Genomic DNA, 24,792 nt, shown 5'->3' on the forward strand with positions numbered 1-24,792 from the left:
TCAGAGGAGTTGGAAATGCGCAAGAAAATCTTTGCCACCGCCGGAGCAATGACGCTGCTGGCAGCGCTCGCCCTCGCCGCCCCGGCCCAGGCCGGCAATGGGCATAACCGAGACGACGAGGGCACAGCCAAACTGTCCGTCCTCCACGGCGTGCCTGGACTGACTGTGGATGTCTGGGTCGACGGCAAGCTCACCTTGGACGACTTCAAGCCGGGTAGTTTAGCGGGGCCGTTGAATGTCCCCGATGGGGACCACCAGGTCGCCATCACCGGAGCCGACGCCACGAGCGCCGACCATGCGGTGATCGGCCCCGTCACCGTAAACTTGGAAGAAGGCCAGGACTACACAGCGGTTGCGCACCTGGCCGCTGACGACACCCCCACTGCCACTCTCTTCACCAATGACACCGCGCCCAGCCCGGAGGGGAAGGGCAAGCTGACCGTCCGGCACGTCGCTGCGGCTCCCGCCGTTGATGTGCTGGCTGGCGGGACCGCCGTCATCGAGGGACTCACTAACCCGGATCAGGAGACCCTCATCCTTAAGGCCGGAACTGTTTCAGCTTCGGTCGCAGCCGCGGGTACCACTGTCCCGGTTGTCGGCCCTGCGGACGTCAGGATCACCGAAGGCAAGAACACCATCGTCTACGCCTGGGGCAGCCTCGCCAAGAATAATCTTGGTGTAGCCGTCCAGGTCGTGGATTCATCATCGTGCGGCCAGGAGGACTAGCCCTCCCCAGCTCTGCAGCCATCCCATTCCATTCCATCACCCGGTGGGGCCGTGTCGACCGCGGCCCCACCGGCATGCGCAGGTGCAATCGGAGAGCGGGCGCCGCCGGACCATGGCGGAGTACGCCAGGCAGCGGCATAATGTGGTTCATCAGCGGCCGCTGCCGCCCAAAGGAGCACCCTATGGAAGCTGGCACCACGAATGATTGGGACCCCGTCCTCGATCACGCGTTTGCCGGCGGCGATGAGCGCGTCCTCGCGGAAGCGTACCGGCGGTTGAGCCCATTGATTTACACGCTGGCGCTGAGATCCTTGGGCGAGCGTACCGCAGCCGACGACGTTACACAGGAGGTGTTCATTCGGGCTTGGAAGTCACGGACCACTTATCGTCCCGAGGCGGCACGGGTGCCAGCTTGGCTGATTGGGATCACGCGCAACGCGATTTCCGACGCGTTGTCCGCACGCTCCCGCCAGCGCCATCTCGAGCAAGCGGCCATTCACCTGGTCACCGACCCCACCGGCGGACGGGATACAGGGCTCGTCGATGAGGTAGCGGAGCGCCTAACCCTGGACGAGGAATTGCAGCATTTAGGGGATCCACAACAGGAAATAATGCGGCTGGCGTTCTATGAGGACCTGACACACGACCAGATTTCATCCCGTCTGAACCTCCCGCTGGGCACCGTTAAAAGCCACATCCGGCGCAGCCTCACGCGGTTGCGCAACCGCCTGGAGGTGGAACGTGGAACATGTTGATCCCGATCTTCTCAGCCTGATGGCACTCGGAGAGCCGGTGGGTACAGCAACTGAAGCAGGCCACGTCGCCGGCTGCGTGACATGCAGCGAAACCCTCCGAGGCTTTCAACACGCCGTGCGCATAGCCACCCTCGACCTCTCAGGCATCGAACTTGAAGAACCCGGAAGCCAGAACTGGACCGCCATCCATGACGCCCTCGGGCTCCCATCGGCGCTGGCGGCTGATCCCCTCGCGTCAGGCCCGCTCAGCCTGCGCACCGACCATCCCGCCACCCCGCTGGTGACGCCCCACATCAGGCCAGACGGGGATGAAGCACCCCTGAAAAACGGCAACCAAACAGCGGCCGCAAAGACGCCGGAAGAGGCCGGCCCCGGCACCCGGCGGGCCCGTCCCTGGACTTGGATTGCCGTCGCTGCGGCCGGTATGGTTCTCGGTTCCGCTGCCGGATGGACCGCCGCCGGAGTACTCGCACCCACCGGCGCTCCCGCCCCCTCATCCACCCAAACGGCTTCCTCAGACGTCGTCCTCGCCCAAACGTCCCTGACTGCGCTGTCCACGCACACCGGCAGCGGAGAAGCACAGGTCAAACAACTCCCCGATGGAACCCGCCAACTGATGATCCGGCTCGCCAATGACCACGTCGATGGATTCAGGGGAGTTTGGGTCGGCTCCACCGACCTCACCAGAATGGTCAGCCTGGGCGTCCTCGACAATGAATCCGGCGTCTTCGCCCTTCCCGACGGCATCGACCTGGCCCAATACCCCGTCGTCGACATCTCCGACCAGCCCTACAACGGGGATCCTGCTCACTCCGACGACAGCATCGCCCGGGGAACACTGAACCCGGAAAAATGACCGGATTGGCCATCCCCCGACCTAAAACCCCATCGCTTGATAATCGGCAAAACTCGCGCAGGACGACAAGGATCCGGTTGGCGGCCAGAGCTTACAGCCGGACTACGGCACCAACTCCTTTAGAGCCCGCGGCGCCCTACCCACAGCCCGTGTAGCAGCGGAACCACCGACGCAATCATCAGAACGTTGCCGAACATCGTATCGTCCGCCCGAACTACGGACCCTGCGATGAGCAGGCCGCCGAAAACCAGTGCCGATGCCGATCGCTGCGCCGTGCGGTTAAGCCGTGCCACCTGCCGTTCGAGGCGCGGCTTGGCCAACGATACTGACCCGTTCTCGATTCGGGTGACAAGCTCGTCCAATCGTTTCGGCAGCCGCAGGGCGGCGCCGATGGCGTCGAAGACTTGCTGTGTCATATCCTGCACGATGTTGCCGCGCTCGTCGCGCAGCAGCTGTGCTGCGTAGGGTTCGACCGAGTCCCATAGATTGAATCGCGCGTCCAACGAGCTGCACACACCCGAAGTCAGTGACATCGCGCGGATGATGAGTAAGAAGTTCTCCGGGAACTGGAACGGCAACGAGCGGACAAGGTCGCCGAACTCCGCCGCAAAATCAAGGAACTCCCTCGGGTCCACCTCGCGAAGCTCTGCAAAGCCCATCCCGCCGAACCTGGCGAAAAGTTGCGTCATGGCCCGCTCAAGCTCGGCCGTATCCGCCGAGGGCACAAGCACACCCACATCGCTAATCGCGGCCACCAATCCTTTTCCGTCACGGGAGGCTGCCGCTATGAGCAGCCTTCGCAGGCCCCTCCGAGTACTTGGCGGAACCTCGCCCATCATGCCGAAGTCGATGAACGTCAGCTTCCATGGGCGCTCGGCGGCTAAGCCGATGTTCGGAGTGACAAAAATGTTGCCGGGGTGAGGATCGGCATGGAAAAAGCCCTCCGTGAACATCTGGTCAAACATGACAGATGCGAAAACCGGCGCGACCTCCGCTGGATCGATTCCCGCCGCTAGGAGCGCCGTCAAGTCCGTGATCTTAATCGCCGTGACATCTTCGAGGGTGAGCACGCGGCGGGTGGTCCGCTCCCAGACGACGTCAGGCACAGTCACCCTGTCGTCATGGGAGAAATCAGCCGCGAAGCGCTCTGCATTAACTGCCTCGTGCAGGTAGTCGATCTCCTCAAGGCTGGTTTGCGCAAACTCCTCGACCAGGGCGGGCATGTCAGCACGATCGGACACCAGACGCACATGGCTGAGCCAGCCGCCCACTTTGCGAAGTGCCGCCAGGTCGACGTCGACAATCGCGTCGATGCCCGGGCGCTGCACCTTCAGCACCACGCTGTGAAGCCCGGCGTCGGCGGCGTTGGCGGGCAGGAGTTGTGCACGGTGCGCCTGCCCGAGGGAGGCGGCGGCGATTGGCCTTTCCTCGACCGAAGCGAAGACCTGGCTCAGCGGCGCCCCCAGCTCCGCCTCGGCAAGGGCCCGGATTGCGGCGAACGGGACGGGTGGCACCTCGTCCTGCAGTCCTTCAAGCTCCCGTGTGATCTCGGGCGGAAGCACGTCGAGCCTGGAGGACAGGAATTGACCAACCTTGATCATTAGGCCGCCAAGGTCCACCGCGAGCGCATGGAAGCGCTGTGCGAAGCGCCGCATCCTGGTAGTCCTTGTGCGTTCTGCAATCCGCACCAGCCCGATGCGAGGGAGCAGCAACTCAAACCACCAGGTCACCGCGAGATGCCATGCGGCGAAGCGCAGGATGCGACGGTAACGGGCGCGGTGGTCCGCGGCGCCGGGTACCGGATCTGGCCGATCCCGGCGAACCGACGGCACCCTCTTCAGTCCTGGGCGAGGATCGAGTACAGCCGACGACGTGCCTCGTCGAGCACCCTGACGGCCTCCTGCACCTGCTTCGGCGAGCCGGTGCGGCCCACCTGGGCTGCAGCCTGTGCGAGCTCGATGCCGGCCTTGGGCAGCGCCGCGAACCCTGCGCCTGACGCCGAGCCGGTTGACTCCCACAGAGCTGACGCATCGGCACCCGCTACCTCCTCCCGGCCTGCTTCGGTCAGCGAGTAAATCTTGCGGCCGTTGGATTCCTCGGCACTGATGAACCCTTCATCGGCCAGCAGCTGCAGCGTTGGGTAGACCGAGCCGGCGCTCGGCTTCCAGCTGCCACGGCTGCGCTCCTCGATTTCACCGATGATCTGGTAGCCGTGCATCGGCCGCTCCGCGAGCAGGGCCAGTATCGCCGACCGCACTTCGCCTCGACCCGCGCGGGTACCCGAGCGCTTCTCAAACCGTGAACGCAACTCCTCAACGGCCTGCCACATGCTGTCAATGTTGGGGCCGCCAAATCCGCCCGCTGGGTACGAATTACGCATCATGCTCTCCTCTGCGAGTCGCGAACGATAGTCAACGATACATCCGGTATTCCCGCGACCGATAGGCGAAAGACGATCGGGCCAGAGGCCAGGCACGAGGTTGTAGGGTCGCGGCTCCCCCGCTCAGACAGGGGCCTCCAAACAGGAGATGGCACCATGGAGACATGACCCCTGCTCACGGTTTTTCCAGCCGCTTCCGGCGTCCACAGCCCATCAAACCCAAGGCCGGTCAAGAGTCGGTGTGGGACTACCCGCGGCCGCCACGAGTCGAGCCGCGATCCGAACGGATCATCGTGCGGCTTGGCGGGCAGGTGATCGCCGACACCACCGATGCCCTCCGCGTCCTTGAGACCAGTCATCCGCCTGTCTACTACTTACCGCTGGATTCGTTCCCGGCCGGCGTACTCGTCCCGGTCGCGGGGACCAGTTTGTGCGAGTTCAAGGGAGAAGCGCACTACTTCGACGTTGTTGCCGGCGGAGTCGCCGTTCCCCGTGCCGGGTGGACATACCCGGAACCCACGCCGGGTTTCGAAGCGCTCAGTACCCGAGTGGCCCTCTACCCGGAACACATGGACTCCTGCGAGGTCAGCGGTGAGCAGGTGACGTTCCAGGAAGGTGACTTCTACGGCGGCTGGATCACCAGACAGATCGTTGGTCCGTTCAAGGGTGGCCCGGGCACGGCAGGGTGGTGAGTACTCGGTCCTCAATGACTGCAGCCCGGCGCCTCCCGGCATGCCGGCTCAGTCGCTGGGCGGCGAGTCAGGCGGCTAGCTGCCCGCTGCCACGTCGATCAGCACCTTGCCGACGATGCTCTCTTCAACCGCCGTGTGTGCCGCTGCCGTGGCAGCGAGGTTAAAGCGGTGCAGCGGCAGGCCTGCGGCCTCTCCTACCGGAAGGGCGCCGTCGGCGACAGCCGCATTGATGTCCTCAGCGGCGGCGTGGACCGCCTGCATACCAACGGTGTAGAGCAGCACGAACTGGTAGCGGATGTTGAGGCTGAAGTGCCTGCGCACGTCCAGGCTCAGGTGGTCGCCGCCGTTGTTGGCGTAGACCGCGACGGAGCCGCGGTTCCGGATCACTGCCAGGTCGAGTTCGGCGTTCTGCGCCGGCGCCACCTCCACGATCTGATCGACACCGTTGGGAGCGACCCGGCGGATTTCCGCGGCCGCGTCGGTGTCGCGGTAGTTGATAACGTAATCGGCACCGGCGGCCGTGACCAGCGCCGCCTTCGCCGGCCCGCTCACGGTCGTGATCACAACGGCGCCAGCCCACTTGGCGAGCTGGATCGCCGCATGGCCCACGGCTCCGGCACCTCCCGCGACGAGAACCACTTTCCCGTTCATGGCTCCCGGGTGCAGCCGCCGTGGTCCGTCTTCGGCGATCGTTAGGGCCCGGTGCGCGGTGATCGCGGGGACGCCCAGGCTTGCGCCGACGTCGAACCCGGCGTGCTCCGGCAGCGCAAAGACCCGTTCGGCCGGCAGGACGGCGAACTCCTGGGCTGTCCCGCCGTCGGCGCGCTGGTAGGCGGCCAGGGCCAACCAGACCCTGTCACCGACGTGGAGGTGCTCGACGCCGGGGCCGACGGCGTCCACAACACCGGCGCCGTCTTGATTGGGCACGACTTCCGCAAACGGCAGCGGCTCGCCCGCTTTGGCGCCGCGGCGCGACTTCCAGTCCGTGGGGTTCACCCCGGAGACCATGATCCGCACACGTACCTCCCCGCGCCCAGGGTCGCGGATGTCGCGGTCAACGAGCTCAAGGACAGACGGGTCGCCGCTTGTGCGGTAAACAATTGCTTTCATACCCAAAGCCAACGCGGGCGCGGACCGAAAATTCCCGCCGGTACCGGGTTGTCCTAATCCTGTGCAGGTGCCGTACTGTGCTCAGCCTGCGCCGCAGGGTCTACGGTCGGGCAGGCGGCGGCCTTGCTGTCTGTGACGGGCATCGCCACAACAGCCACGACCGTGAGTACTGCGGCGGCCAGTACCGCCAGGAAAACAGCCCCCGAAGCGGCGACGACTGCGGTCGGATCGGTATTGCCGCCCGGAGTGCCCGCATAGATCGCATTGGCAACCGCCCCGAAAACCGCGACACCGATGGAACTACCGATCGACCGCGCGAAAAGGTTGGTGCCGGTGACAACTCCGCGCTCGTTCCAGTCGACGCTGGACTGGGCTGCGATGAGGCTCGGGGTGGCCACCAGCCCCAGCCCTAGCCCTACGATGAAGCAGCTCGCCGCCGCCAGGAGAACGTTGGGTGTGGAAGCGGTGAGGGCAAGTACCGCTGTACCCAGGACCGTGATGGTGATGCCGATCATCGCGGTCTTTCGGAAACCCAACCGAAGATAGAACCGGCCCGATTGGGACGCACTGATCGGCCAGCCGATCGTCAGTGCCGCCAGTGCGAGCCCAGCCAGAATCGGGGAGGTCGAGAGGGCCCCTTCGAGGAAAGTCGGAACGTAAGAGGTAAGGCCAAGCATGACCGCTCCAACGCCAAAGGAGATCAGCGCGGTCGTCGCCAGCAGTCGCCGGGAGACGACCCAGGTCGGCAGTACCGGCTCCGTGGCCCTCCGCTCGACGAGGATGAACACGGCGAACAAGAGTGCTCCGCCGGCGAACACCGCAATGCTGATGGCAGAGGTCCACCCCCACGCCTGGCCGCCTTCGAGGGCCCCCAGAATGACCAGGGTCAGCGAGGCCGTCAGCAGGGCTGCCCCCAGATAGTCAACCTGGTGCCTGGTGCGCTCGACATTCTCGTGGAACGTTCGCAGCAGCATCCACCCGGCCAGGAGGCACAGGGGGATGTTCACGAGAAAGATCCCTCGCCACATGCCCAGTGCGGAAAAAACGCCGCCAAGCGTCGGGCCAACAACGGAGGACACCGCCCACACGCTCGCAAGGTAGCCTTGCACTTTCGCCCGCTCAGTCAGCGTATAGATATCGCCAGCGATCGTGATCGCCATCGGTTGGACTGCTCCCGCGCCCAGGCCCTGCAGCACACGGAAGGCGATGAGGGCCGGCATGCTCCATGCCAAGCCGCAGAGGATAGAACCAAGCAGGAATAGCCCGATACCGATCAGGATGATCGGTTTACGGCCGACGACGTCGGAGAGTTTCGCGTAGACGGGCACCGACACAGCCTGCGCCAACAGATATGCAGAAAAGAGCCACGGGAAAGATACGAACCCGCCAACGTCGTGCACGATAGACGGCACCGCCGTCGCGACGATCGTCGAATCTATTGCCACCAGGCCCGTCGAGAGCATCAAGGAAATCAGTATGGGACCGCGCTTCGAGCGGAAGCCGACCCCCTCTGCAGGCATTGTCGTCACGTAATCTCGTTCCCGTCGTCCTCACAGAGCGCTGCGCGCAGACCTAATCCAGCTAGTCGCATAACTGCTTGATTCAACGAAATAATCCCGGCCACCTCGAGCAATTCCACGGTAATGATGGCGGCAGCACCCACTGGGGTCCGCCTCGTTTACATGGGCGCGGTCATGTACAGCCCGGGCAGGAGCTCCGGGTGCGCCGGGACGAAGAGGGCGAAAACGATCAGCGAGGCGCCGGTGATCCGGCTGAGGACGGGCCCGTATTTCCACGTCTTCTCCAGGAAGATGACTACCGTGAGCACGGCCATCCATGCCAGGTTCATCACGCCAACGGCAATCAGCACCACCATGAGCCCCCAACAGCAGCCCACGCAATACACGCCGTGGTACATGCCGACGCGGACATCCCGCAGGCGGCCCTTGTACCCGGAAACGTGCAACAGGAATGCTACGGGCGACCGGCAGTGCCTGAGGCAGAAATCCTTCAGCGGGGTCAGCTGGTAGGCGCCGGCCGCCACGAGCACTCCGGCTCCCACCCACGGTGCGATAGCCGCCGCGTCCTCAGCCAGCAGCCCGGTGAGCGACGCGGCCGCGTAGGCACCGACTCCGAATCCGACCCATGTCAGCAGGTAACCGCCGAGCAGGCCGGTTGTCCGGATGGCCCGGACCCGGCGGCTGCGGACGGCCCGGATGGACCTCAGATACGTCGAAGTGAGCGGTGCCAGCGCCGGCAGCATCATGGCTGTCATCATCAGCGCCCACACCCCAAGGAAACCCCAGAGGCCCAGCCCCATGGTCCCCGGGGCTGCGGACATGCCGGCGAAGCCCGAGAAGGTGAAAAACCACGCCAGCGCGGCGCACGCGATCAGGGCCAGCTCTGCGGCATGGCGGCTGACTGTCAGGCCGCTCCTGACCGGCACTTACGCGGACCAGGCGAAGGGGGCCGAGAACGAGTTCTTCCCGGCGTTATCCCAGGTCATCCCGAACACGTCCACACGCGCGGTGCTGGATGTGCCCGCTGCCAGAGGGTCGGCCGGGAATCCAACCCCGCTGACTTTGACCCCTTGTCCTGTGGGATCAAAGGGAGACACGAAGTCCTCGACCACCATGTCCACGGCGCTGCCGATGCGGACCTGGTGGGTACGCCCGTCGTCGGCGTAGGCCATCTCCAGGGACTCCATTCCCGCCATTTCACCGATCAAGGGAGCGAGGCCCTCCATCGGCCCGCCGAGCTGTCCGCCGAAGACTGCACCGAGCGCTTCGGCCTGTTGAGCCGAGGCTGCGGCATCCATCAGGACTCCAACCTTCCAGCCCCCGTCACTCATCAACGCCGGGGTATCGGCGACGACACAGACAGTCAGACCGCCGACGTCGACACCGTTTACTTCGCCGGTTTCCACATGGAACGCCAAAGCCACGTTGCAGCGCTCGTTGTCCGCCGGAGCGGTCTGCCCTGAAGTCGTACACGGGCAGACCATGTCGCAGTTGCAGTTCTCAAAATACGTACCCTCGACGTGCCACGGCATCTCGGGCTCCTTTCGAAGAGGCACCCCCAAAAAGAAGTCTCCTCGCGGCCCTGAGCAGTGTCAACGGTAGGTTGCGGCCCGTGCAAAAGGTCTTGCTGGACCGGCCTGGGCTTCGAGTGGAGGTGCCAGCCCAAGGCATATCAGCCCCTGCTTTTTATGGCGCCAGGATCACGAAGCCAGCCGCCGGAACGGTTACGCTGATGGCCAAACCGTTCCGCGCCTGGGCCGCCACCGGCGACCCAATCCGGGTCGGGTCCGTTGAATAGGCGTACTGGTATTTGTCACCGACGGCATGGAGGCCGGCGTCGATGGTTACCCACGCCGTCCTTGGCGCTGCCAAGTCGGTGTTGATGGCACAGACGACCTCCCGGTCCGACATGATCCGACTCCACGCCACCATGGAGGTCATCCGCCCCTCGCCGATCCGGTTCGGGTACCAGAAGGTGAACCCGTCCTCGGAAATAGGCCGCAGATACTGGCGGCCGCGGCGGAGTGAAATGTCGCTGGTTCGAACGGCCAGGATTTTGGCCAGCTCGATGTAAGTCGCCGATGTCTCGTCGAAGAAGTGCCTGTCCCGGCTCCTGAATGAGCCGAAGCCGCCCCCGAACATCGTTTCCCGGATATAGCGATCCGCCTTGTCCCTGGGATCGGGCGCGGGATTGAAGTCGGACGGAAACTTTCCGTCGAAACGCTGTTCGCTTCCGTAGTAGATGCAGGGGATTCCCAATGTGGTCGCATTCATGGCCAGGATGGCGAGCTCAAGTGCACGCCCATCCTGATCGGCGGCGAAGCGCGCCTTCCATTCCTTGTCCAGCCTGACGAGGTCATGGTCATCAAAAGCAGTGACCACGTGGTTGCGGAACCACGTGTGAGAAGGCTTGTCGACCTCGGCTGAGTTGCGGAAGAGTTCGAAGTAGTTGGCCGGGTTGCCCCAGCCCTTGACGGCGTCAACCATGTATTGCTGGACGTCCCGCAATCCCAGTGCCGCGTCGAGCCCGGTCTTGTCGCGGGTGCTGATGGCTTCATCCCGGCTGCCGGTGATCTCTCCGACCAGGAAGAATGAGTCCTTGCCGATGGTCTGGGCGAATTCATGGATCTCAGAGGTGAAGAACCTGGTTGCACCCAGGTCCATGTGCTTGACGGTATCGACGCGGAAGCCGTCCAGGTCTGCGTAGGCGATCCAGTACTGGTAGGCCTCGGAGAGGGTTCGAAGGGCTTCCGAGGGCGTGTATTCGGACAGCGGCCCCGTTCCTTGGTGAATGTTCTTCAGCCCGTCGAAGTCGCCTTCGGTTGTCTCCGGCCTGTCATCCCAGTGGGCAATGTTCCCCTTGCGCGTGAAGACGTCCGCTGCTTGCAGCTCTTCGGGCCAAACGGCGCTGTTCACGTCATGGGGGTTGACCTGCGTCGGGAAGGGGAGGGTGGGGGCGCCATTGGGGTCCCGCCACCCGAGCACGGGATAGGTGGCACCGCTCCACGCCGGCGTGTAGAGATTGCCGCTCGGATCGACGGTGTTGTACTGGAAGACGTCGGCAGTATGGTTCAGGATCACGTCCAGAATGACGTAGAGCCCGGCCTTGTGCGCGGCCGCGACGAGATCCTTGAAGTCCTCGTCCGTGCCGAAGTGGGGGTCGACTTCGAGGAAGTTCTGCGTTCCGTAGCCGTGGTAGTCGTCCACTCCGGGCCGCTGCCGCAGCACCGGGCTGATCCACAAGGTGGAGATGCCGAGCCTCTTGAGGTAGCCGATCTTGGATGTGATCCCTTTGAGGGTGCCACCGAGCCATTTGGCGCCGGCTGACTCCCAATCCTGAATGGCAGCCTGTGACCGGACTCCGTTGCCAGCATCGGCGGGTGAAAACAGTTGGGTGGCGCCTGGGACTATCTGCCCCGCGACATCCCGATAGCCATCTTCCTTGCCGTCAGAGAACCGGTCGATCAGGAGGAAGTAGATCACCTGGTCCGACCAGTCGCGGGGCGACGGGTGATAGTTGTTCTTTTGCAGGAGTTGTGCCCACGGGATTTCATTGATCGAAAGCATCTTTGCCCTCACTAGCAGTTACGGAATTTTGTCGGGAGTTCGGGAGTGAGGCGGCTCATCGCCCTGCTTCCCCGGCGACTGCCATGCCTCGTCGGAGGCAGGTTGCGGCCTCGTAGGCTCCGGCCGTTTCCTCACTCCCGGAGGTCGAAGATGTCGGCTCGAATGCCGTGGTCTCCGCTCTTGCGTTCCCCAGCTGGTGTGTCGTATACCACCAGCACCGACCTGTGGTCCTGCAGCAACGTGATCCCCTCGGCCCGGTCCTCACCCTTTCCGAACGGTACGTCAATTTCACATTTCAGGTCGTCCCTGTGCAACACGGCCTCGCTGTCAGACGTCAGCGCGTTCCGCCACCGGAACACCGCTGTGCGGCCGTCGAGCTCCATAGTGGGTCCAGCCAGGACGAGCAGGTCATCTCGGTGACGGCACAGATCCCGCACGCCCAACCCCCGCAGGTCGAGGAAGTGCTTGCGGTAGCGGCGACCCCCGGGACCGATCGGCTGCGGCTCGATGCCGGACCCGTCGCCGACGCCGAGTTCGACAATCACCGCCCACCCGCGCAGCACTGGCCCGCGGAGGCCGATGAACACCCGGTCGTCCGTCACGGCGAGGCCCTCGCAATCGATCCCGTTGTCTTTGCCCGGGATCGGATGTGAGGGTATGAAGCCTTCAAGGTGAGGGTCATCGGACAGCAGATCCAAAAGGCTTTGGCCGGCGCCTCCATCCAGGCCAAACACCACGGGCCGTTGCTGCCCACCGTTCCCGCTTGCACCGGGCTCAAGGAGTGTTCTGGTCGAGAGCCGGGCCAACACTCGCCGGCGCTGGCTGACCTCGACTGTCGCCAGGGCCTTCCGGGCCTGGTCCGGGTTGTGTTTGTCCTTGACCCGCTTGCGGACCGCGCTGTGCGACCCGAGCAGCCACAGGTTGTCACCGTCGATATCGAGGCCCTCGATATCGAGCTCCCCCTCCCCGGGCAGTTCTAATAAATCGGTGAGGTCAGAGCTGTGATGGTCATGGGCCTGGTCGCCCTGAATCGTGAGCCGTTCGACACTGGTCGTCTCGTCGTTGGCCACCCAGAGGTAGTCGCCCTGGCGAACTACGGCGGACAATCCATCGCGGAGGTCATCCTCTGGATCGAGGGTGCTGCGCTGATTCAGGACGAGAGTGATCTCGCCAGACGGCTGGTCTGCCATTCTTGACTCCATTCTTTGGCGGAATTCTGCAGCTCGGGCGTCGTACTGGTGGGACGGGCATCTGTATCGGCGTCCCGTCCTCCGGTGGCGGCCACGGCGGCGAATTTGTTCGCCGCAGTCGGACGAGCCGATACCTCGTAGGCGCGTCCCCAACGGGCCGCAGCCACAGCAGACAGACTTCAGGCGAGCAGCGGGATACGGAAAATCTGACCGGGAAAGATGAGGTCAGGGTTGTTGATGCGGTCCCGATTGGCTTGAAAGACGTCCTCGACGGTCGTGTTTTGGCCCTGCTCACGAGCGATCTTCGTCAGAGTATCGCCGGCCTCGACTTCGTAAAGCCTGAAGCCCTCCAATGCTGTAAACAGGGTGACGGGAAGTATGTTGAGATCGGTCCCCGGGGGATGGATGCCGGAGGGATCGTCGCCGAAGACCTGAAGCGTCACATGGGCCGCGCGGGCAGTGTAGTCACCGACCGAAACCTGATGGCCGAAGTCCCGGATGATCCCCATGGAACCGGCGCCCTGAATATTTCCCTGGGCTATGCTTTGACCGTTCTTGTCGAGCAGCTGCCAAAGGACGGTAGCTTCGAATCCGGTTCCGAAACCGGCAACCGTAAAGTCGCTGCCTATGACGTCGTTCGGCTTCGGCTGGCGCACTTCAATGAGTCGCGGGGCCATGGCTAACTCCTTAACGCCAGTTCTGGAAGGATGCACCTGTCAGGTCTGTACAAAGACACTTCAGCATCCCACCCGTTACTGCCGCGTTATCGCCTACGACATCGCTTTGGTGGCATAGGCAGCCACGCGGATTCTGCCGACGTGGCAGCCGGCGACGGCCCCTCAGAATCCAAAAACCTCACCAGAGCGCAGGGTTGGTCGACAGCCTTCCCTGGCTCTGATCGCTGCTAGCGTCCGATAAACCGGATCTGCCGGACATCGGTCAGTTCGGAAACCAGGCCCTCGTTGTCCTCGAAGGGGTCGAGGGCGGCAAGCGGCCCAAAGGAGAGTCCCGTGCGTTGTTCAATGGAGGCGATTGATCGCTGCGACGTTTTGTGCTTGCCGAAAACGAATTCCTCTTCACGCAGGAAATCCTGCTGGGACATTGTGTAGCCGGTGGCACATAGTTGCCTCGTCTCGTCATGAATGAAGGCGATGACCTTCCAGAACTCTATCGGGACCTGTACACCGAACCTGGTTGGATCCTCGCTGGTCAGGAACGGACCGGTGAAGACGGAGATCCTCATGTCGTCTTTGCGTGCGTTCTGGAGCGCGTAATTTTCGAGCTCAAGCCAGACTCCACCGTTGAAGGGTTGCATCTGAGGGACGGTGTTGGTGACGTGCATGGAGTCCGCATTTGCCTTCGAAGCAGTAACCCCAGGACCCCAGACGGGGTCTTCCCGCCGGGTCATGTGACCTCGGGAGAACTTTGGCTCGGCGCCGTAACACTCTTTAAGGATCTGCGCTCCGAGCGGAATACGCGGATCGGTGCGCCAGCCCACCCGCGGCATCGAGACGGATTGCAGCCCGTCGATGTTTACCGCACTGAACAAACACAGCCGGCGGCTCCTGCTCATCATGACCGCGAAATGCTCGTACCGCAGCACATCTTCCGTTTTGCCATCGGCAGTGAAGGTAAGGACATCATCCCGCCCGCTCGTTACCGACGGCATCGGAAGGGGATCGCCGAGAAATGAGTCCTCGTAACCCAGACGGTCCCGGTAGTCAGCCGGAACCGCCTCGGTGAATACATCATCGTCGGTATCGGGCGTTGACAACCCGACTGTCAACCGATCGCGTTTGTCGTCGCCATCCGCGTACGGGTTTCCAACCTCCACCGTCACCCGAAGTGGAACCACGACCGATAGTCTGGTCTCCGCACGGGCAGCTGCGGCTGCCTGGGGAATTGTCGGCGCCGGGCGATCCGGAACCGACGGCTGAACAGGACCCGGCCGGGTTCGGCCGCTCAAGACCCTTTCGAGCCGCTCCGCCACGACAGTGCTCGGCACCGCAAAATTGCTGACGAGGAATCGCCCCGCGAAATGCAAACCCACCGCCTCACCCGTCTTAAGCGACACCACCACCGATCCGGAATTGCCGCCAAGAGTCGAACAATCGTGGCGTAGCGCCGTCGAATCCGACCCGGTCAACTGTCCCGGAGCGAGCCGCTTCTTGTCATAGACGTTCCCGAAGATCTCGTCCATCAACTGTTGGTCCGGGATCCGGCTATCCCGGGCCGGGTAGCCGATCACCGCAACCATCTCGTTGTTTTCGGAATGTGTGGAAAGCCTGACAGGCGCGGCAAGGGAGTGCTCCCTGGTCGGGGTGACGCTCACGAACGCCAAATCAGGTCCGTCTGAGTCCTCGATGTGAAGGATGCGATTGAGCCGAAACGTACGCTCTTTGGTGCTTCCGATCTCTTCCAGGAAGTCGACCGAGGCCTTCATCTGACTACCGCTGATTCCCTGTTTGAACACGAATGACGTACCGTCGTTGCGCCCGAACTCGGCCGCCACATGACGATTCGTAACCACGACATCCGGTCTTACAAGCCAACCGGTGCCCAGCCAAGCCAGGCTGTGTCCCTCGACCTCAATGCGGCCAACCGCCCGGGCGGCGCTCACCAAATGTGCTGAGGCATCCCGAAGACGCGACTTCCAGACGGTGCTCTCCGGATCGGAGAACACGAGTTGCGCCTGGTCACCGATGACGGCCAGGACGGGCCGGCCGGTCCGCAAGACTATGGTCTCCTGTGCGAATTCGGATCGATCGACAGTTTGTCCGCCTACCTCGATCGTCGGCCCGGGATCCCGTGGGGTTCCTTCGGGGGTGCGACCGGCCAATTCCGGGATTGATGCCGTGGCCGCACGGCGTTCGAGCATTTCCTCGCCCAGCAGGCTGTCCCGCCGTTCGATCTGAGCGTTGGCGGCCTTGAGGCGACCAATGAGATCCTCCATTTGCTTGCCTTTCTAGCGATGGCGGGGCAGCGAGATTGGTTAATCCCGGGTCTGGTCGTTAGGCCGACACACCGAGCATGGTTGCGACCGCGGCCGTGTTCATCCGGAGGATGCTGATGGCAACCGAAATATTCAGTCCGGTGAGGGTGTCTCTGGGGGTGTGCTCATCGGTGTTCAATTGGTCCTCGCCCTCGATGGTCAGCACGGCAGGAAGGTCCGCGTCGATGAAGGACACGTGGTCAGACGCGAAGGGCGCAAGCGAGACAAATACCTCCAAATCCGAAGTATCGTGAGCAGCTTGTGCCAACGTGTCGATCACATGTTGAGAAACCGTCGCTCCCTCCAGCAAAACTGAGGGCGCGGCGGTGTTGAGCCTACCGATCATGTCCATGTTGACGACCATGATGATCCTTGCCCGATCAGCGTCAGTGAGGTCGGCAACGTGGACGCGACTCCCGTGGAGCCCCTGTTCCTCGCCACCGAACAGCACCAAGCGCAGGTCGTGCCGAATGATGGCGGTCGCCAGTACGCGGGCGATCTCCAGGACTCCCGCGGCACCCGAGGCGTTGTCATCTGCCCCGGGTGCTGGTGAATTGACTCCCCCGGCCTCATTGATGGAGTCCAGATGCGCGACGACGTAGACCAGTTGCCGCTCGCCCTCGGGGGCAGTGCCGCGCTTGTCGGCGATAATGTTGAGTGTCTCGCGGCCGCCGACGGCGACCGGCTCCTCGCGGGTGCCGTATCCAAGCGCGGCAAAGCGGTCGGAGACCGTCCGTGCCGCGTCGCGGTAAGCCGCCGAGAACGAATGCCGGGTCGGGTGTGCGGTGAGGGCTTCGAGGGTCGCCCGATAGGTGTCAGTCGAGACCTCATCAACCAGCGCGGTTGCCGCCATTCCGGCAGCGCGCCCGGAACTCAACTCCGACCGTGGCAACAACACGGGAACCGGCAGCCCGCCCAGCCTTCGACGACACCCTGAAGGCTGCACTGGTACATCCATGGCTCTCCTCGTAAATCGGCGATTCAACGGGATGTAATGGCCTCACCATTAGAGATCCGGTACCACAAAACTCTCCACGACACCCCTCAGATCAGTGGAGTTCTGTGCCGGGGCAACTGCCCCATCTCCCATCCCACGTTTGGCGAAACCCGCCCAGACTTCGGGCAAGTCCTCGGGGTTGAGGACGGTCGCCGCCGAAATGATCCCGTCCCGGGCGTGCAGGAAGGTCGGTCGCGACGGCGTCAGCTTGAGGCCGCCCACCACGTCCAACAGGATCCGCCGCTCGGCTTCGTCGTGCCCGTGCTTCGCCACCAGGTTCACAAAGATCTCCCATAGTGCTGCGCACCAGATTTCTCCGGCGTTGTGCACGGCGCTGTTCGAACCGCCGGCGTTCGGACTAATTGGCGGACCGACCGGCAACAACTGTCCAGCGCTGATGTGGCGGAAAGTCAACGGACTCTTCGAGGTGTCCGCGCTGTAAGGGTATCGCCGGATCGAGAAGTAGTAGTTGTCATTGAAGGTGGGAGTGAGGTCGGTCCAACCGCCAACCGGGAATACCCCGCCGGTGAAGTCATCGGCAGGTTGCGACGTCATACAAATAGCGAAGAAGTCGCCCCAGCCTTCGCCCATGGCGCGACCCTGCTGATTGGTCAAACCATTCGCATTCCCCACCAACCGGTTTGTGATGTAGTGGCCCATCTCGTGGAAAGTGATCAGCGCCTCGTGATTGCTGGTGCGGGTTGGTTGATCGGGCTGTGGTCCCAGGAACTCGAACATCTGCATTCGAGGACTGGCCCCATCTGCGGGGGTGGACATGTTCGCGTTGTCGGTGCCGCTGAAATCGTTGCCTTCGGCCAGGATTGGATCACCTCCGACGCCGCCGCGGCCGAAGTTGTCGGCCTGGGCGTTTCCGGCCGCCTCGTCGAAGCCCGCGTCATACCAACGGTCGTGGAGCCAGTTGACGTGGAAGAACATGCCCACGAGGCTGTTCTGGAGATTTGTTGCGTCGCTGGCGTCCAGGCTGTGGTCGTAGGTGTAATCGAACGTGTCGGTTGCCGAGATTTCTCCCAGGACATCGCCGTTGCCCAGCCCATCCTGCTCCTTCAAGTCGGCGTACGCGACGCAATTGTTTCCTTGGGTGGTCGTTGCGCCCGGTGGTAGCCACGGGTCCCGGCCTGGCAGGCTCTCGAGCGTGACCAGGCGTTCCGCGACAGTGGCTGCCTGAAAGCCATCGGGTATCCCCGTGGGATGGGGTGTTCCCGGAGCCGGCCCATCATGGGGCCGGAACAGCGCGTCGCCGGTGTTGTGCACGCGATAGGTGAAGGGTGCACTCTCACTGGCGAGGTTCTTGCGGAACAGGACAAATGGAGTGTCCACCGAGTCGATGACGTAACTGAACGCGGGAAAACCGTCAATCCAGAGCTCAAGGTAATGACCGGAAGCGAACTGCTGGTTCCCCAGCGGAAACATCACGTCCTTTACCCTGATCGGCCGCTCAAACTTGGGTCGACGGTCATTCTCGTCAGCCGTGAACTCATAGGACTGGTACGGAATATCGTCGGGCTGCGTTGCCGCGAGCGCGAAATCAGCGGACTGGTAAACCACCCGTGTCAGGTCGAACGCTGCCCGGGCAATAGCGTCTTCCGGGGTCCGCGCCCGCGCCGTGCGGCGCGCCCGGGCAGCGACGCCCGCGCCGGGGAACAACTGCCCGGACATCGAGATCACGCCATTCCCGTCGTCGAGCGCAACCGTCACGTCCGAATCGAAGACTTCGACACCGTCGACACTCTGGTACAACTGCGCTGTCTTGAGGCCGGTGCGGCTGACCGAACGCACCTCCACAGCCGCTGCATCTTCTTCTGCGAGGTTCCAGACGGCACGTCTGTCATGGATGAACTGACGCACGGCGTCACCCGGATCCGAAGGTCCTGGCGCAGCCAACCGGCCGCTGGGCTGCCGGCTGACGATCCGGTTGGGAAGCCCCGTGGTTTCATCCTCCTCGATGACCAGGTCCGGAACGTCAGCGGACAACGCGTCCCGCCCCGTGCTGGGGGTCTCAGGGGATGGCCGCTCGGCGCCGCGCGCCACCTGAACACCGCGGTCATAAAGGGCGTGATAATCGTCCGGGATCATTTGCCATCTCCATCCAATGGTCGGATCTATCCGATCACGTTAGTGTCCTGCGTGCTGAGTGACCATCCCACCCTGAGGAGGGGACGATCCACTTAGTCTCCGACGTCCGCGTCACATCGCCATCACCTTGGTGTCACCGGAGTGAGATGCCGACCCGCAGCGGTTTTGCCTCGTACCGAGCCCCCGCAAAGGTAGCCGAAGCGTGACGCTCTGGTGACGAGCTGTTGGAACCATGACGTGAGCGGCTCAATCCTGATCCGCACATTGATGGCGAAGGGGCTAATCATGACAACTGGTACGAACGAACAGAACGACGAATTCGTCGAGTTCGACGCACAGGCAATCTCGGCAACTTTTGAGGCAGCGAGGCAGCCGTTCGAAGGAAGGGATCTGGGGGCGGAACCCGACTTCTCCGCGCCATCGGATCGAGGCGAGCTCGAACTCCGCGCAACGTGCCTTTCAGTCGTTTCCCGCAACCGCAGGGTTTGCCTGAAGCTTCCACTGGGGATCGGACAGGTCTGCATCCCGGTGCCTTTTGACATCCCCGAAGGAACCGCAGTCAAGGCCTGTCTGAGCATCCGGTTCTGTTGTTTTGGCACGATTCCCACCGGTGTGTGCGTCACGCTCGATGTCGCCGGCGAACGAATTGCCAAAAAGTGCTTCCCGTGAGTCATTGACGTCACGTCTTGCAGCGGTGGCACCTCGACAACGGCCCGGGCGGGAAGGGACCACTGGCCCGGGCCGCCCCAGGGCCACCAAAGCAGACCGCGTTTTTCGGCGTCCCGATCTCTGAACATCAATTCATGCCACATGCCACGCCATGCCATGGAATTCAAAAGGAGTAGAAGTGAATGACGAGCTGAGCTACGAACGCTCTTCCTATTGCGCCAACAGTTGTTGCCTTGAGGTCGCCCTGGTCCCTGGAATGGGGAAGGTCTATGTACGTAATTCCCAGAACCCCGGCACCCGGATTGCGTTCTCCGAGGAGGAGTGGCGCGCATTTTTGGCCGGTGTCAAGAGCAACGAGTTCGATGTCTAGTACGCAGTTGGCGGCCAGGATCGACGGACGATCGTCTGCCGGAGGATCGTCTTAAGCAGCCGGCGACCGACGCCGGGTGGAGGGAAGCCGGTCAGCTTCCCCGGGCGATGTCCTGGCCGCCCCAACTTCTCGCGAAGATATCCTCGTCGAGGAACGCCCCCGCCGTCACGCCGCTGGCGATTGCAGTGGCCACGAAGGTCATATTTCCACTCGTCGCCTTGGCCATGTCCCCAACGGCAAAGACATTGGGCACCGAAGATCGCTGAAAGTGATCGACCCAAACGCGGCCATCGTCCCTCAGTCTGCATCCGAGGTCCTGGGCGATGGGTGATCGCTGGCGGTACCTTACAGAAAGGAAGCCCGCACGATAGGTCATCCTCGTGAAATCTCCCATGCTCAGCGTCAGTCCGTCGGAGTGAGCCTCAATACCCACGACTTCGTTTTCAGTGACTCGTATTTTGTTCCGATCAAGTCTTCTTCGCGTCTGGGGAGAAAAGCTCGGCTCTCCGTTGGAGCAGAGCTGTACCTCCCGACTAATGCGATCCTGGACGTAAGCCGCCATGAAGGCTGCCTGCTCACCACCACCGATCACAACCAAGGGTTGATCCCTGACCTCGAAGCCGTCACAAAGGGGGCAATGAAACAGGGATTTGCCGTAAGCCTTGTCGACGCCGGGGATCGCTGGGAGCTGATCGACGACTCCCGTAGCCAGAATTAGGTACTCTGCAGAGATTTTGCGCCCTGTTTCTGTGGAAACCACGATCTTCGATTCCTCCACGAGAACCTTCATGGCTCTGGTCGACAGGATTGACGCGGTGGGAAACGTCGCTAGCTCTCGGTGACCCGCCAGGACCAGCCCCGTCGGCGTCATTCCCTCTCGGCCCAGCAGCATATGCACATTCGAAGCCGCAGCATTCCGCTGTTGATGATCGTCGATGAGGATGACGCGTCTGCGCTGTCTGCCAAGCACCTGCGCGGCGGCCAGGCCGGCCGGCCCACCCCCGATGATTGCAACATCGAAGTCCGACTCCACATATATGTCGCTTACCATCGGGGCCTCAGCGCGCGCTGGCCAAACTCGGGCCGGTCAAGATGAGTTCGCGCATGCGCGATGAGAGTTTCGCCGGGATTCCTGCATCGGCAAGGAGCGCCGCGTAGCTGTGCACCTGCCGACGGGCCTCGCTCACATTTCCCTCCGCTAAGTGCGCGCGTATGAGGCAACGATGCGCGCTCTCCCGCAGCGGATCACCGGCGATCGCCTGCAACGCCGCTTCTATCGCGCTGTCGAACCTCTCTGCGCTCACGTACCACGCCGACATTCGTTCCAGGGCGTGGAGTCGGATCTGACGCTGACGCTCGCGGTCTATCAACAGCCAATCGTCGTACCAGCTTGGTAGCAAATCCCAACTGAGTGCACCGGTGGTCACCGGTGGCGCCTCACCCGACAGCCACTGATCCAGCTGATCGCGTAACTGGGTGATGTCCACCTTCACACAGGTGGTCAGGTAAAGCCTGTCACCGGACGTGGCCACCAGTGGGAGCCCTTCTGGCCTCGGCAGCCTCCACAGAGTCGAGCGTAGGCATCCCCGCGCTTGGGCCTCGTCCATGTCCGGCCACAGCTGGGCAGAGACTGCCGTTCGCCTCAGGTCGTTGCGCAGCGCCAGAAAGGCCAGCAAGTGCTCGGCCCTCGGGGTCAGGCCTACCGTCGTCCCGCCACGTCGTAGCCGGAAGTCGCCCAAAAGCCGAAGTTCAAGGGCAGGCCCACCGCAATGCTCATGGCTTGTTCCTGCTGACCCTCCTTCGACAGATTCGACGGCTGTGCTGATCCCTGCGGACTTGATGTTCCCCAGTTCCATCGGACATTCCTCTCCTGTGCTCTCACCCCCACCTGAGCCCGCATGATGTGCTGTCCAGCAGGCCTTCTTACTGTGGAGTACACCTCTCACCGCGTTACTGCCGCGTTATTGTCGTCTGTGGGACTTACGTCCGTCTTGGGCCTGGTCATGGCCCTAGGTCATGCCTGATCAGCAGGTCTGCAACGGCTGCAGCGATTGGTTGGCCGGTGGCCGCTTCTATAAAAAGCCATTGCCCTGTCGGGTTGATCTCCAGGAAGACGTACTCGCCCTCCGGTGTCAGCCTCATATCGATGGCCCCATACACCAGGCCCAGGCGATCCATCAGGGAGCGCAGTCCCGCCTCAACCCCGGCGGGTAGCGTGCACGGTTCGATCTTCACGTCGTTGATATGGATGCGGAAGTCGACCTTATAGTCCTGTTCTTGCGACAAGATCCGGGCCGGGAAGATCCTGTCACCAATGATCGTGATGCGAAGATCGTATCCGGCCTCGATGTACCTCTGAAAGATGACCGGCGCGTTTCGTACCTGTTCCAGCAACGGCAGTTCCTCGGGCCGCAGCAGCCGTGTCTCGCGCCAAGCGCTTTCGGTGGCGGAAAACGCTTTGTACACGGTGCGGCCGCCCTGCGCGGAAGCGAAGGCGGCGGCCCGTTCCGGCGAGTTAGTGATGCAGGTTTCCGGTATCCGCAGGCCTGCCTGCCGGGCGGCTTTCAGCTGGTAGACCTTCCGGGACGCCGCCTCCTCCTGCATCGGATGGTTGACCCAAAACGGCTCAAGGCAGAGCCACATGCCCCACACCGCGGAGTAGCACTCGTTATATGCGAACTGGCGGTCCTCCTCTGAACGCATATCCGGGTCCATACCGAATTGCCGCGGGCGCCTCCACCATACGGCCCGGACCTCGCCGAAGTCGTAGGTGCCGCCGTCAGTCTCCACGGTGATGTTGATGTCCTGGGAGCTGTGGTCACCGGCGGCGACATCAATCGAGGTCTTCAGGGGAAAATCCGCCAGGTCGAAGAGCACGGCATCGGCACCACGCGCCGACAGTGTGCCTAGGACGCGAGTGGCATGGACGTCGTCCGCATGCGAGACGATAAGGATCATGGCTGCACGGCCTGCGGGGTCCTCGGCAGCCTACTGCTGTCCTCCGGCCAGCTGCTGATAGGCCTCCAGCAGCTCGCCGTATTTCCGAACCAGCTCATCCAGGGCGGCGGTGGCGTGGTCGATCAATACAGCGACTTCCTGGAGTGCGTTTTCAAAGTCTCCTACGGCCCCTTCTTCGCCGTAGGCAGGCAGCGGGCCTCCTGCCCATTCAGTAGCGTGGTGCGGGGTGGCCAGGATAAAGGGCTGAGGGCCGACGGGCGGCCGGCCGGGGCCCGCACCATCGTCGAGGAACTTGTTCGGCGTACCGCCGTCGTCCCGGAACTTGTTAACCGTTCCCCCGCCGTCGTCGAGGAACTTGTTCGGCGTACCGCCGTCGTCGAGGAACTTGTTGGGCGTACCGCCGTCGTCCCGGAACTTGTTAACCGTCGCCCCGCCGTCGTCGAGGAACTTATTCGGTGTGCCGCCGTCGTCCCGGAACTTATTAACCGTCGCCCCGCCGTCGTCCCGGAACTTATTCGGTGTACCGCCGTCGTCCCGGAACTTATTAACCGTCCCCCCACCGTCATCGAGGAACTTGATCGACGTGCCGCCGCCCGCGAGGATGCCACGGACCGACGCCGAGTTGCTGATGACGGCGCTGATAGGCGCTCCGAAGTTCGCACCCGTTCCTGACGTCGTGCATCCGCCATTCGTGTGGACACCAATGAGCGCGCCGTCGGGCGCGCGCAGAACGCCGGATCCGGAATTGCCGCCCAACGTATCGATGTCGTTGTATAGGATCTGTGCGGCGGTGAGGCCGGTGACCGGACCTGCCTCGATCCGTTTGGGTACCCCGGCGGGATGGCCGATAACAGCCGCGATGTCACCGACGCTGGCATCCGCGGGGGAAATCTGCGAGAAACCAAAAGTCGTTCCCGGGTTTCCGGCCAGTCGCACTACGGCGAAGTCGACGCCGCCGAGCCGATACTCCACAAGCTGCAGGATCGCAAAGCTTTGCTCCGGGCGGAGATTACCGGCAGGATCAAACTGGTAGTTGAAATTTACGTGCATATTCGTCGCAATTTCCTGCGGCGAAATGACATTCGATGTACCGTTCTGAAGCGGCCGGTTCCAGCCGCCACCCGTCTGATCAAAGAGATGGCCCGCGGTAAGGAAAAGGTCTTGGGATATTAGCGTTCCGGACCCCCAGCGCACACCGGACACGTTGCCCGCGGTTGTGTACACCGCCCCAAGATTGGCATTCCACTGCACCTGGCCGGCCCGGCTTTGATTGGCAGCAACGAAACCGATGGTGACACCGAGGCTTCCGTCATACTGCTCCACATTCTGCGAGTCGTCCGTGGCGCCACATTGGGATTCAAGAAGGCGGCCATATTCATCCGGGTCAGTGGTGAGTTCGTCCGATGCCGAGACCCCCTCGATATCCTCCACATGCGGTGGGTACAAGGCTTCCGCCGTACTTCCTGCCGTATCCTCGCTGCCGTGCTTCTTGGCCATGACGCATCCTTTCTGAGCTGGGGCGGAACAGGACGGTTCCCGACCGCCTGGACGCTGTTTCGTTCAATGTCCTCCTTGGCCGTTACAGGAGCGTTATCGCCGCGGGGGCGCCCGAGTCGCGTGGCGGCTTAAATGGTTGGGTCGTCGCGGATACGGACGCTTCGTAGCCATGCGATATCCGAAGTCAGCGCTCCCCGATCGGTCGACTAGCAGTCCAAGGGTTCGGCCCTTTTGATACCTGCTTCAGCGGGCGCCTAAAAAGTTCCGGTGTCGCCTGTGCCTGTTTCCTGGGCCGCTGTACAGGCAATAACGCTGCAGTAACGCCGCCTATCGTAACGTGCTTGGTCATGCACGATGTGTCGTAGGCATACGGCCGGACAACCGACGACATTGGGACTTGTCCTTCACGCGACAGGAGG

General features: G+C 62.8%; 22 protein-coding genes. 6 read left to right on the forward strand and 16 right to left on the reverse strand.

Annotated features, from left to right (window positions below):
- The first annotated feature begins 15 nt into the window (after positions 1-15).
- From IAQ70_RS10015 to IAQ70_RS10025, 3 genes are all read left to right on the forward strand, one after another.
- Positions 16-726 carry a DUF4397 domain-containing protein gene (locus tag IAQ70_RS10015; protein ID WP_190989163.1) on the forward strand — a complete coding sequence of 237 codons (711 nt, stop codon included), beginning with the start codon at positions 16-18 and terminating at the stop codon, positions 724-726.
- 182 nt (positions 727-908) lie between these two features.
- Complete coding sequence (locus tag IAQ70_RS10020; RefSeq protein WP_190989164.1) at positions 909-1,481, forward strand: RNA polymerase sigma factor; 573 nt, start codon at positions 909-911, stop codon at positions 1,479-1,481.
- Entirely contained in the window at positions 1,468-2,337 is an 870-nt protein-coding gene (locus tag IAQ70_RS10025; RefSeq protein ID WP_190989165.1) for an anti-sigma factor, read from the forward strand. Before IAQ70_RS10020 ends, IAQ70_RS10025 begins: the two co-directional genes overlap by 14 nt.
- Before the next feature lie 119 nt (positions 2,338-2,456).
- Here the strand turns inward: IAQ70_RS10025 and IAQ70_RS10030 are convergent, their stop codons facing one another.
- Both IAQ70_RS10030 and IAQ70_RS10035 read right to left on the reverse strand, forming a co-directional pair.
- Positions 2,457-4,169 (reverse strand): ABC1 kinase family protein, encoded by a 1,713-nt coding sequence (locus IAQ70_RS10030; protein ID WP_190989166.1) that lies wholly within the window; start codon positions 4,167-4,169, stop codon positions 2,457-2,459.
- A 5-nt stretch (positions 4,170-4,174) separates the two neighbouring features.
- The gene (locus IAQ70_RS10035) at positions 4,175-4,717 is read right to left on the reverse strand and encodes a PadR family transcriptional regulator (protein ID WP_190989167.1); all 543 of its coding nucleotides are present in this window, start codon (positions 4,715-4,717) and stop codon (positions 4,175-4,177) included.
- Between the two features lie 164 nt (positions 4,718-4,881).
- Here IAQ70_RS10035 and IAQ70_RS10040 point away from each other — a divergent pair, with 164 nt between their 5' ends.
- Positions 4,882-5,409: a DUF427 domain-containing protein gene (locus IAQ70_RS10040; RefSeq protein WP_190989168.1), complete on the forward strand. Its 528-nt coding sequence runs from the start codon at positions 4,882-4,884 to the stop codon at positions 5,407-5,409.
- A gap of 75 nt (positions 5,410-5,484) precedes the next feature.
- Here IAQ70_RS10040 and IAQ70_RS10045 read toward each other — a convergent pair whose 3' ends face one another.
- From IAQ70_RS10045 to IAQ70_RS10090, 10 genes are all read right to left on the reverse strand, one after another.
- Complete coding sequence (locus IAQ70_RS10045) at positions 5,485-6,519, reverse strand: NADPH:quinone reductase (protein WP_190989169.1); 1,035 nt, start codon at positions 6,517-6,519, stop codon at positions 5,485-5,487.
- Between the two features lie 53 nt (positions 6,520-6,572).
- Entirely contained in the window at positions 6,573-8,039 is a 1,467-nt protein-coding gene (locus tag IAQ70_RS10050; RefSeq protein ID WP_223859827.1) for an MFS transporter, read from the reverse strand.
- Between the two features lie 158 nt (positions 8,040-8,197).
- The gene (locus IAQ70_RS10055) at positions 8,198-8,965 is read right to left on the reverse strand and encodes a DUF2182 domain-containing protein (RefSeq protein WP_190989171.1); all 768 of its coding nucleotides are present in this window, start codon (positions 8,963-8,965) and stop codon (positions 8,198-8,200) included.
- On the reverse strand, positions 8,966-9,571 hold the full coding sequence (locus IAQ70_RS10060) for a DUF1326 domain-containing protein (RefSeq protein WP_190989172.1): 606 nt from the start codon (positions 9,569-9,571) through the stop codon (positions 8,966-8,968).
- A 154-nt stretch (positions 9,572-9,725) separates the two neighbouring features.
- Entirely contained in the window at positions 9,726-11,606 is a 1,881-nt protein-coding gene (locus tag IAQ70_RS10065; protein ID WP_190989173.1) for an alpha-amylase family glycosyl hydrolase, read from the reverse strand.
- Positions 11,607-11,737: 131 nt separating this feature from the next.
- Positions 11,738-12,796, reverse strand: coding sequence for a DUF3616 domain-containing protein (locus IAQ70_RS10070; protein ID WP_190989174.1), 1,059 nt, complete (start codon positions 12,794-12,796; stop codon positions 11,738-11,740).
- A gap of 179 nt (positions 12,797-12,975) precedes the next feature.
- Positions 12,976-13,473, reverse strand: coding sequence for a Gmad2 immunoglobulin-like domain-containing protein (locus IAQ70_RS10075; RefSeq protein ID WP_190989175.1), 498 nt, complete (start codon positions 13,471-13,473; stop codon positions 12,976-12,978).
- 227 nt (positions 13,474-13,700) lie between these two features.
- Positions 13,701-15,749 (reverse strand): DNA/RNA non-specific endonuclease, encoded by a 2,049-nt coding sequence (locus IAQ70_RS10080; protein WP_190989176.1) that lies wholly within the window; start codon positions 15,747-15,749, stop codon positions 13,701-13,703.
- A gap of 58 nt (positions 15,750-15,807) precedes the next feature.
- Positions 15,808-16,641, reverse strand: coding sequence for a M28 family metallopeptidase (locus tag IAQ70_RS10085; protein WP_190989177.1), 834 nt, complete (start codon positions 16,639-16,641; stop codon positions 15,808-15,810).
- Positions 16,642-16,794: 153 nt separating this feature from the next.
- On the reverse strand, positions 16,795-18,879 hold the full coding sequence (locus tag IAQ70_RS10090; protein WP_190989178.1) for a M36 family metallopeptidase: 2,085 nt from the start codon (positions 18,877-18,879) through the stop codon (positions 16,795-16,797).
- 237 nt (positions 18,880-19,116) lie between these two features.
- Between IAQ70_RS10090 and IAQ70_RS10095 the strand changes: the two genes are divergently transcribed.
- The gene (locus IAQ70_RS10095) at positions 19,117-19,548 is read left to right on the forward strand and encodes a hypothetical protein (RefSeq protein WP_190989179.1); all 432 of its coding nucleotides are present in this window, start codon (positions 19,117-19,119) and stop codon (positions 19,546-19,548) included.
- A 178-nt stretch (positions 19,549-19,726) separates the two neighbouring features.
- On the forward strand, positions 19,727-19,918 hold the full coding sequence (locus tag IAQ70_RS10100) for a DUF397 domain-containing protein (RefSeq protein WP_190989180.1): 192 nt from the start codon (positions 19,727-19,729) through the stop codon (positions 19,916-19,918).
- Positions 19,919-20,009: 91 nt separating this feature from the next.
- On the opposite strand, the gene IAQ70_RS10105 is transcribed toward IAQ70_RS10100, so the two are convergent.
- The 4 genes from IAQ70_RS10105 to IAQ70_RS22715 all read right to left on the reverse strand — a co-directional run bounded on the left by IAQ70_RS10105 (position 20,010) and on the right by IAQ70_RS22715 (position 24,373).
- Positions 20,010-20,951 carry an NAD(P)/FAD-dependent oxidoreductase gene (locus IAQ70_RS10105; protein WP_190989181.1) on the reverse strand — a complete coding sequence of 314 codons (942 nt, stop codon included), beginning with the start codon at positions 20,949-20,951 and terminating at the stop codon, positions 20,010-20,012.
- A 25-nt stretch (positions 20,952-20,976) separates the two neighbouring features.
- Entirely contained in the window at positions 20,977-21,450 is a 474-nt protein-coding gene (locus IAQ70_RS10110; protein WP_190989182.1) for an AfsR/SARP family transcriptional regulator, read from the reverse strand.
- A 469-nt stretch (positions 21,451-21,919) separates the two neighbouring features.
- Positions 21,920-22,876 carry an MvdC/MvdD family ATP grasp protein gene (locus tag IAQ70_RS10115; RefSeq protein WP_190989183.1) on the reverse strand — a complete coding sequence of 319 codons (957 nt, stop codon included), beginning with the start codon at positions 22,874-22,876 and terminating at the stop codon, positions 21,920-21,922.
- Between the two features lie 30 nt (positions 22,877-22,906).
- Entirely contained in the window at positions 22,907-24,373 is a 1,467-nt protein-coding gene (locus tag IAQ70_RS22715) for a trypsin-like serine peptidase (protein ID WP_223859761.1), read from the reverse strand.
- Between the last annotated feature and the right edge of the window lie 419 nt (positions 24,374-24,792).

This window comes from Pseudarthrobacter sulfonivorans (assembly GCF_014712225.1).
In the GTDB taxonomy this organism is placed as follows: domain Bacteria; phylum Actinomycetota; class Actinomycetes; order Actinomycetales; family Micrococcaceae; genus Arthrobacter; species Arthrobacter sulfonivorans.

Excerpts from the sequence above, each read along its gene's own strand:
- IAQ70_RS10015 (WP_190989163.1), top strand. The coding sequence starts at position 16 with ATGCGCAAGAAAATCTTTGCCACCGCCGGAGCAATGACGCTGCTGGCA.
- IAQ70_RS10020 (WP_190989164.1), top strand. The coding sequence starts at position 909 with ATGGAAGCTGGCACCACGAATGATTGGGACCCCGTCCTCGATCACGCG.
- IAQ70_RS10035 (WP_190989167.1), bottom strand. The coding sequence starts at position 4,717 with ATGCGTAATTCGTACCCAGCGGGCGGATTTGGCGGCCCCAACATTGAC.
- IAQ70_RS10040 (WP_190989168.1), top strand. The coding sequence starts at position 4,882 with ATGACCCCTGCTCACGGTTTTTCCAGCCGCTTCCGGCGTCCACAGCCC.
- IAQ70_RS10045 (WP_190989169.1), bottom strand. The coding sequence starts at position 6,519 with ATGAAAGCAATTGTTTACCGCACAAGCGGCGACCCGTCTGTCCTTGAG.
- IAQ70_RS10050 (WP_223859827.1), bottom strand. The coding sequence starts at position 8,039 with ATGCCTGCAGAGGGGGTCGGCTTCCGCTCGAAGCGCGGTCCCATACTG.
- IAQ70_RS10060 (WP_190989172.1), bottom strand. The coding sequence starts at position 9,571 with ATGCCGTGGCACGTCGAGGGTACGTATTTTGAGAACTGCAACTGCGAC.
- IAQ70_RS10065 (WP_190989173.1), bottom strand. The coding sequence starts at position 11,606 with ATGCTTTCGATCAATGAAATCCCGTGGGCACAACTCCTGCAAAAGAAC.
- IAQ70_RS10070 (WP_190989174.1), bottom strand. The coding sequence starts at position 12,796 with ATGGCAGACCAGCCGTCTGGCGAGATCACTCTCGTCCTGAATCAGCGC.
- IAQ70_RS10075 (WP_190989175.1), bottom strand. The coding sequence starts at position 13,473 with ATGGCCCCGCGACTCATTGAAGTGCGCCAGCCGAAGCCGAACGACGTC.
- IAQ70_RS10080 (WP_190989176.1), bottom strand. The coding sequence starts at position 15,749 with ATGGAGGATCTCATTGGTCGCCTCAAGGCCGCCAACGCTCAGATCGAA.
- IAQ70_RS10085 (WP_190989177.1), bottom strand. The coding sequence starts at position 16,641 with ATGGCGGCAACCGCGCTGGTTGATGAGGTCTCGACTGACACCTATCGG.
- IAQ70_RS10090 (WP_190989178.1), bottom strand. The coding sequence starts at position 18,879 with ATGATCCCGGACGATTATCACGCCCTTTATGACCGCGGTGTTCAGGTG.
- IAQ70_RS10115 (WP_190989183.1), bottom strand. The coding sequence starts at position 22,876 with ATGATCCTTATCGTCTCGCATGCGGACGACGTCCATGCCACTCGCGTC.
- IAQ70_RS22715 (WP_223859761.1), bottom strand. The coding sequence starts at position 24,373 with ATGGCCAAGAAGCACGGCAGCGAGGATACGGCAGGAAGTACGGCGGAA.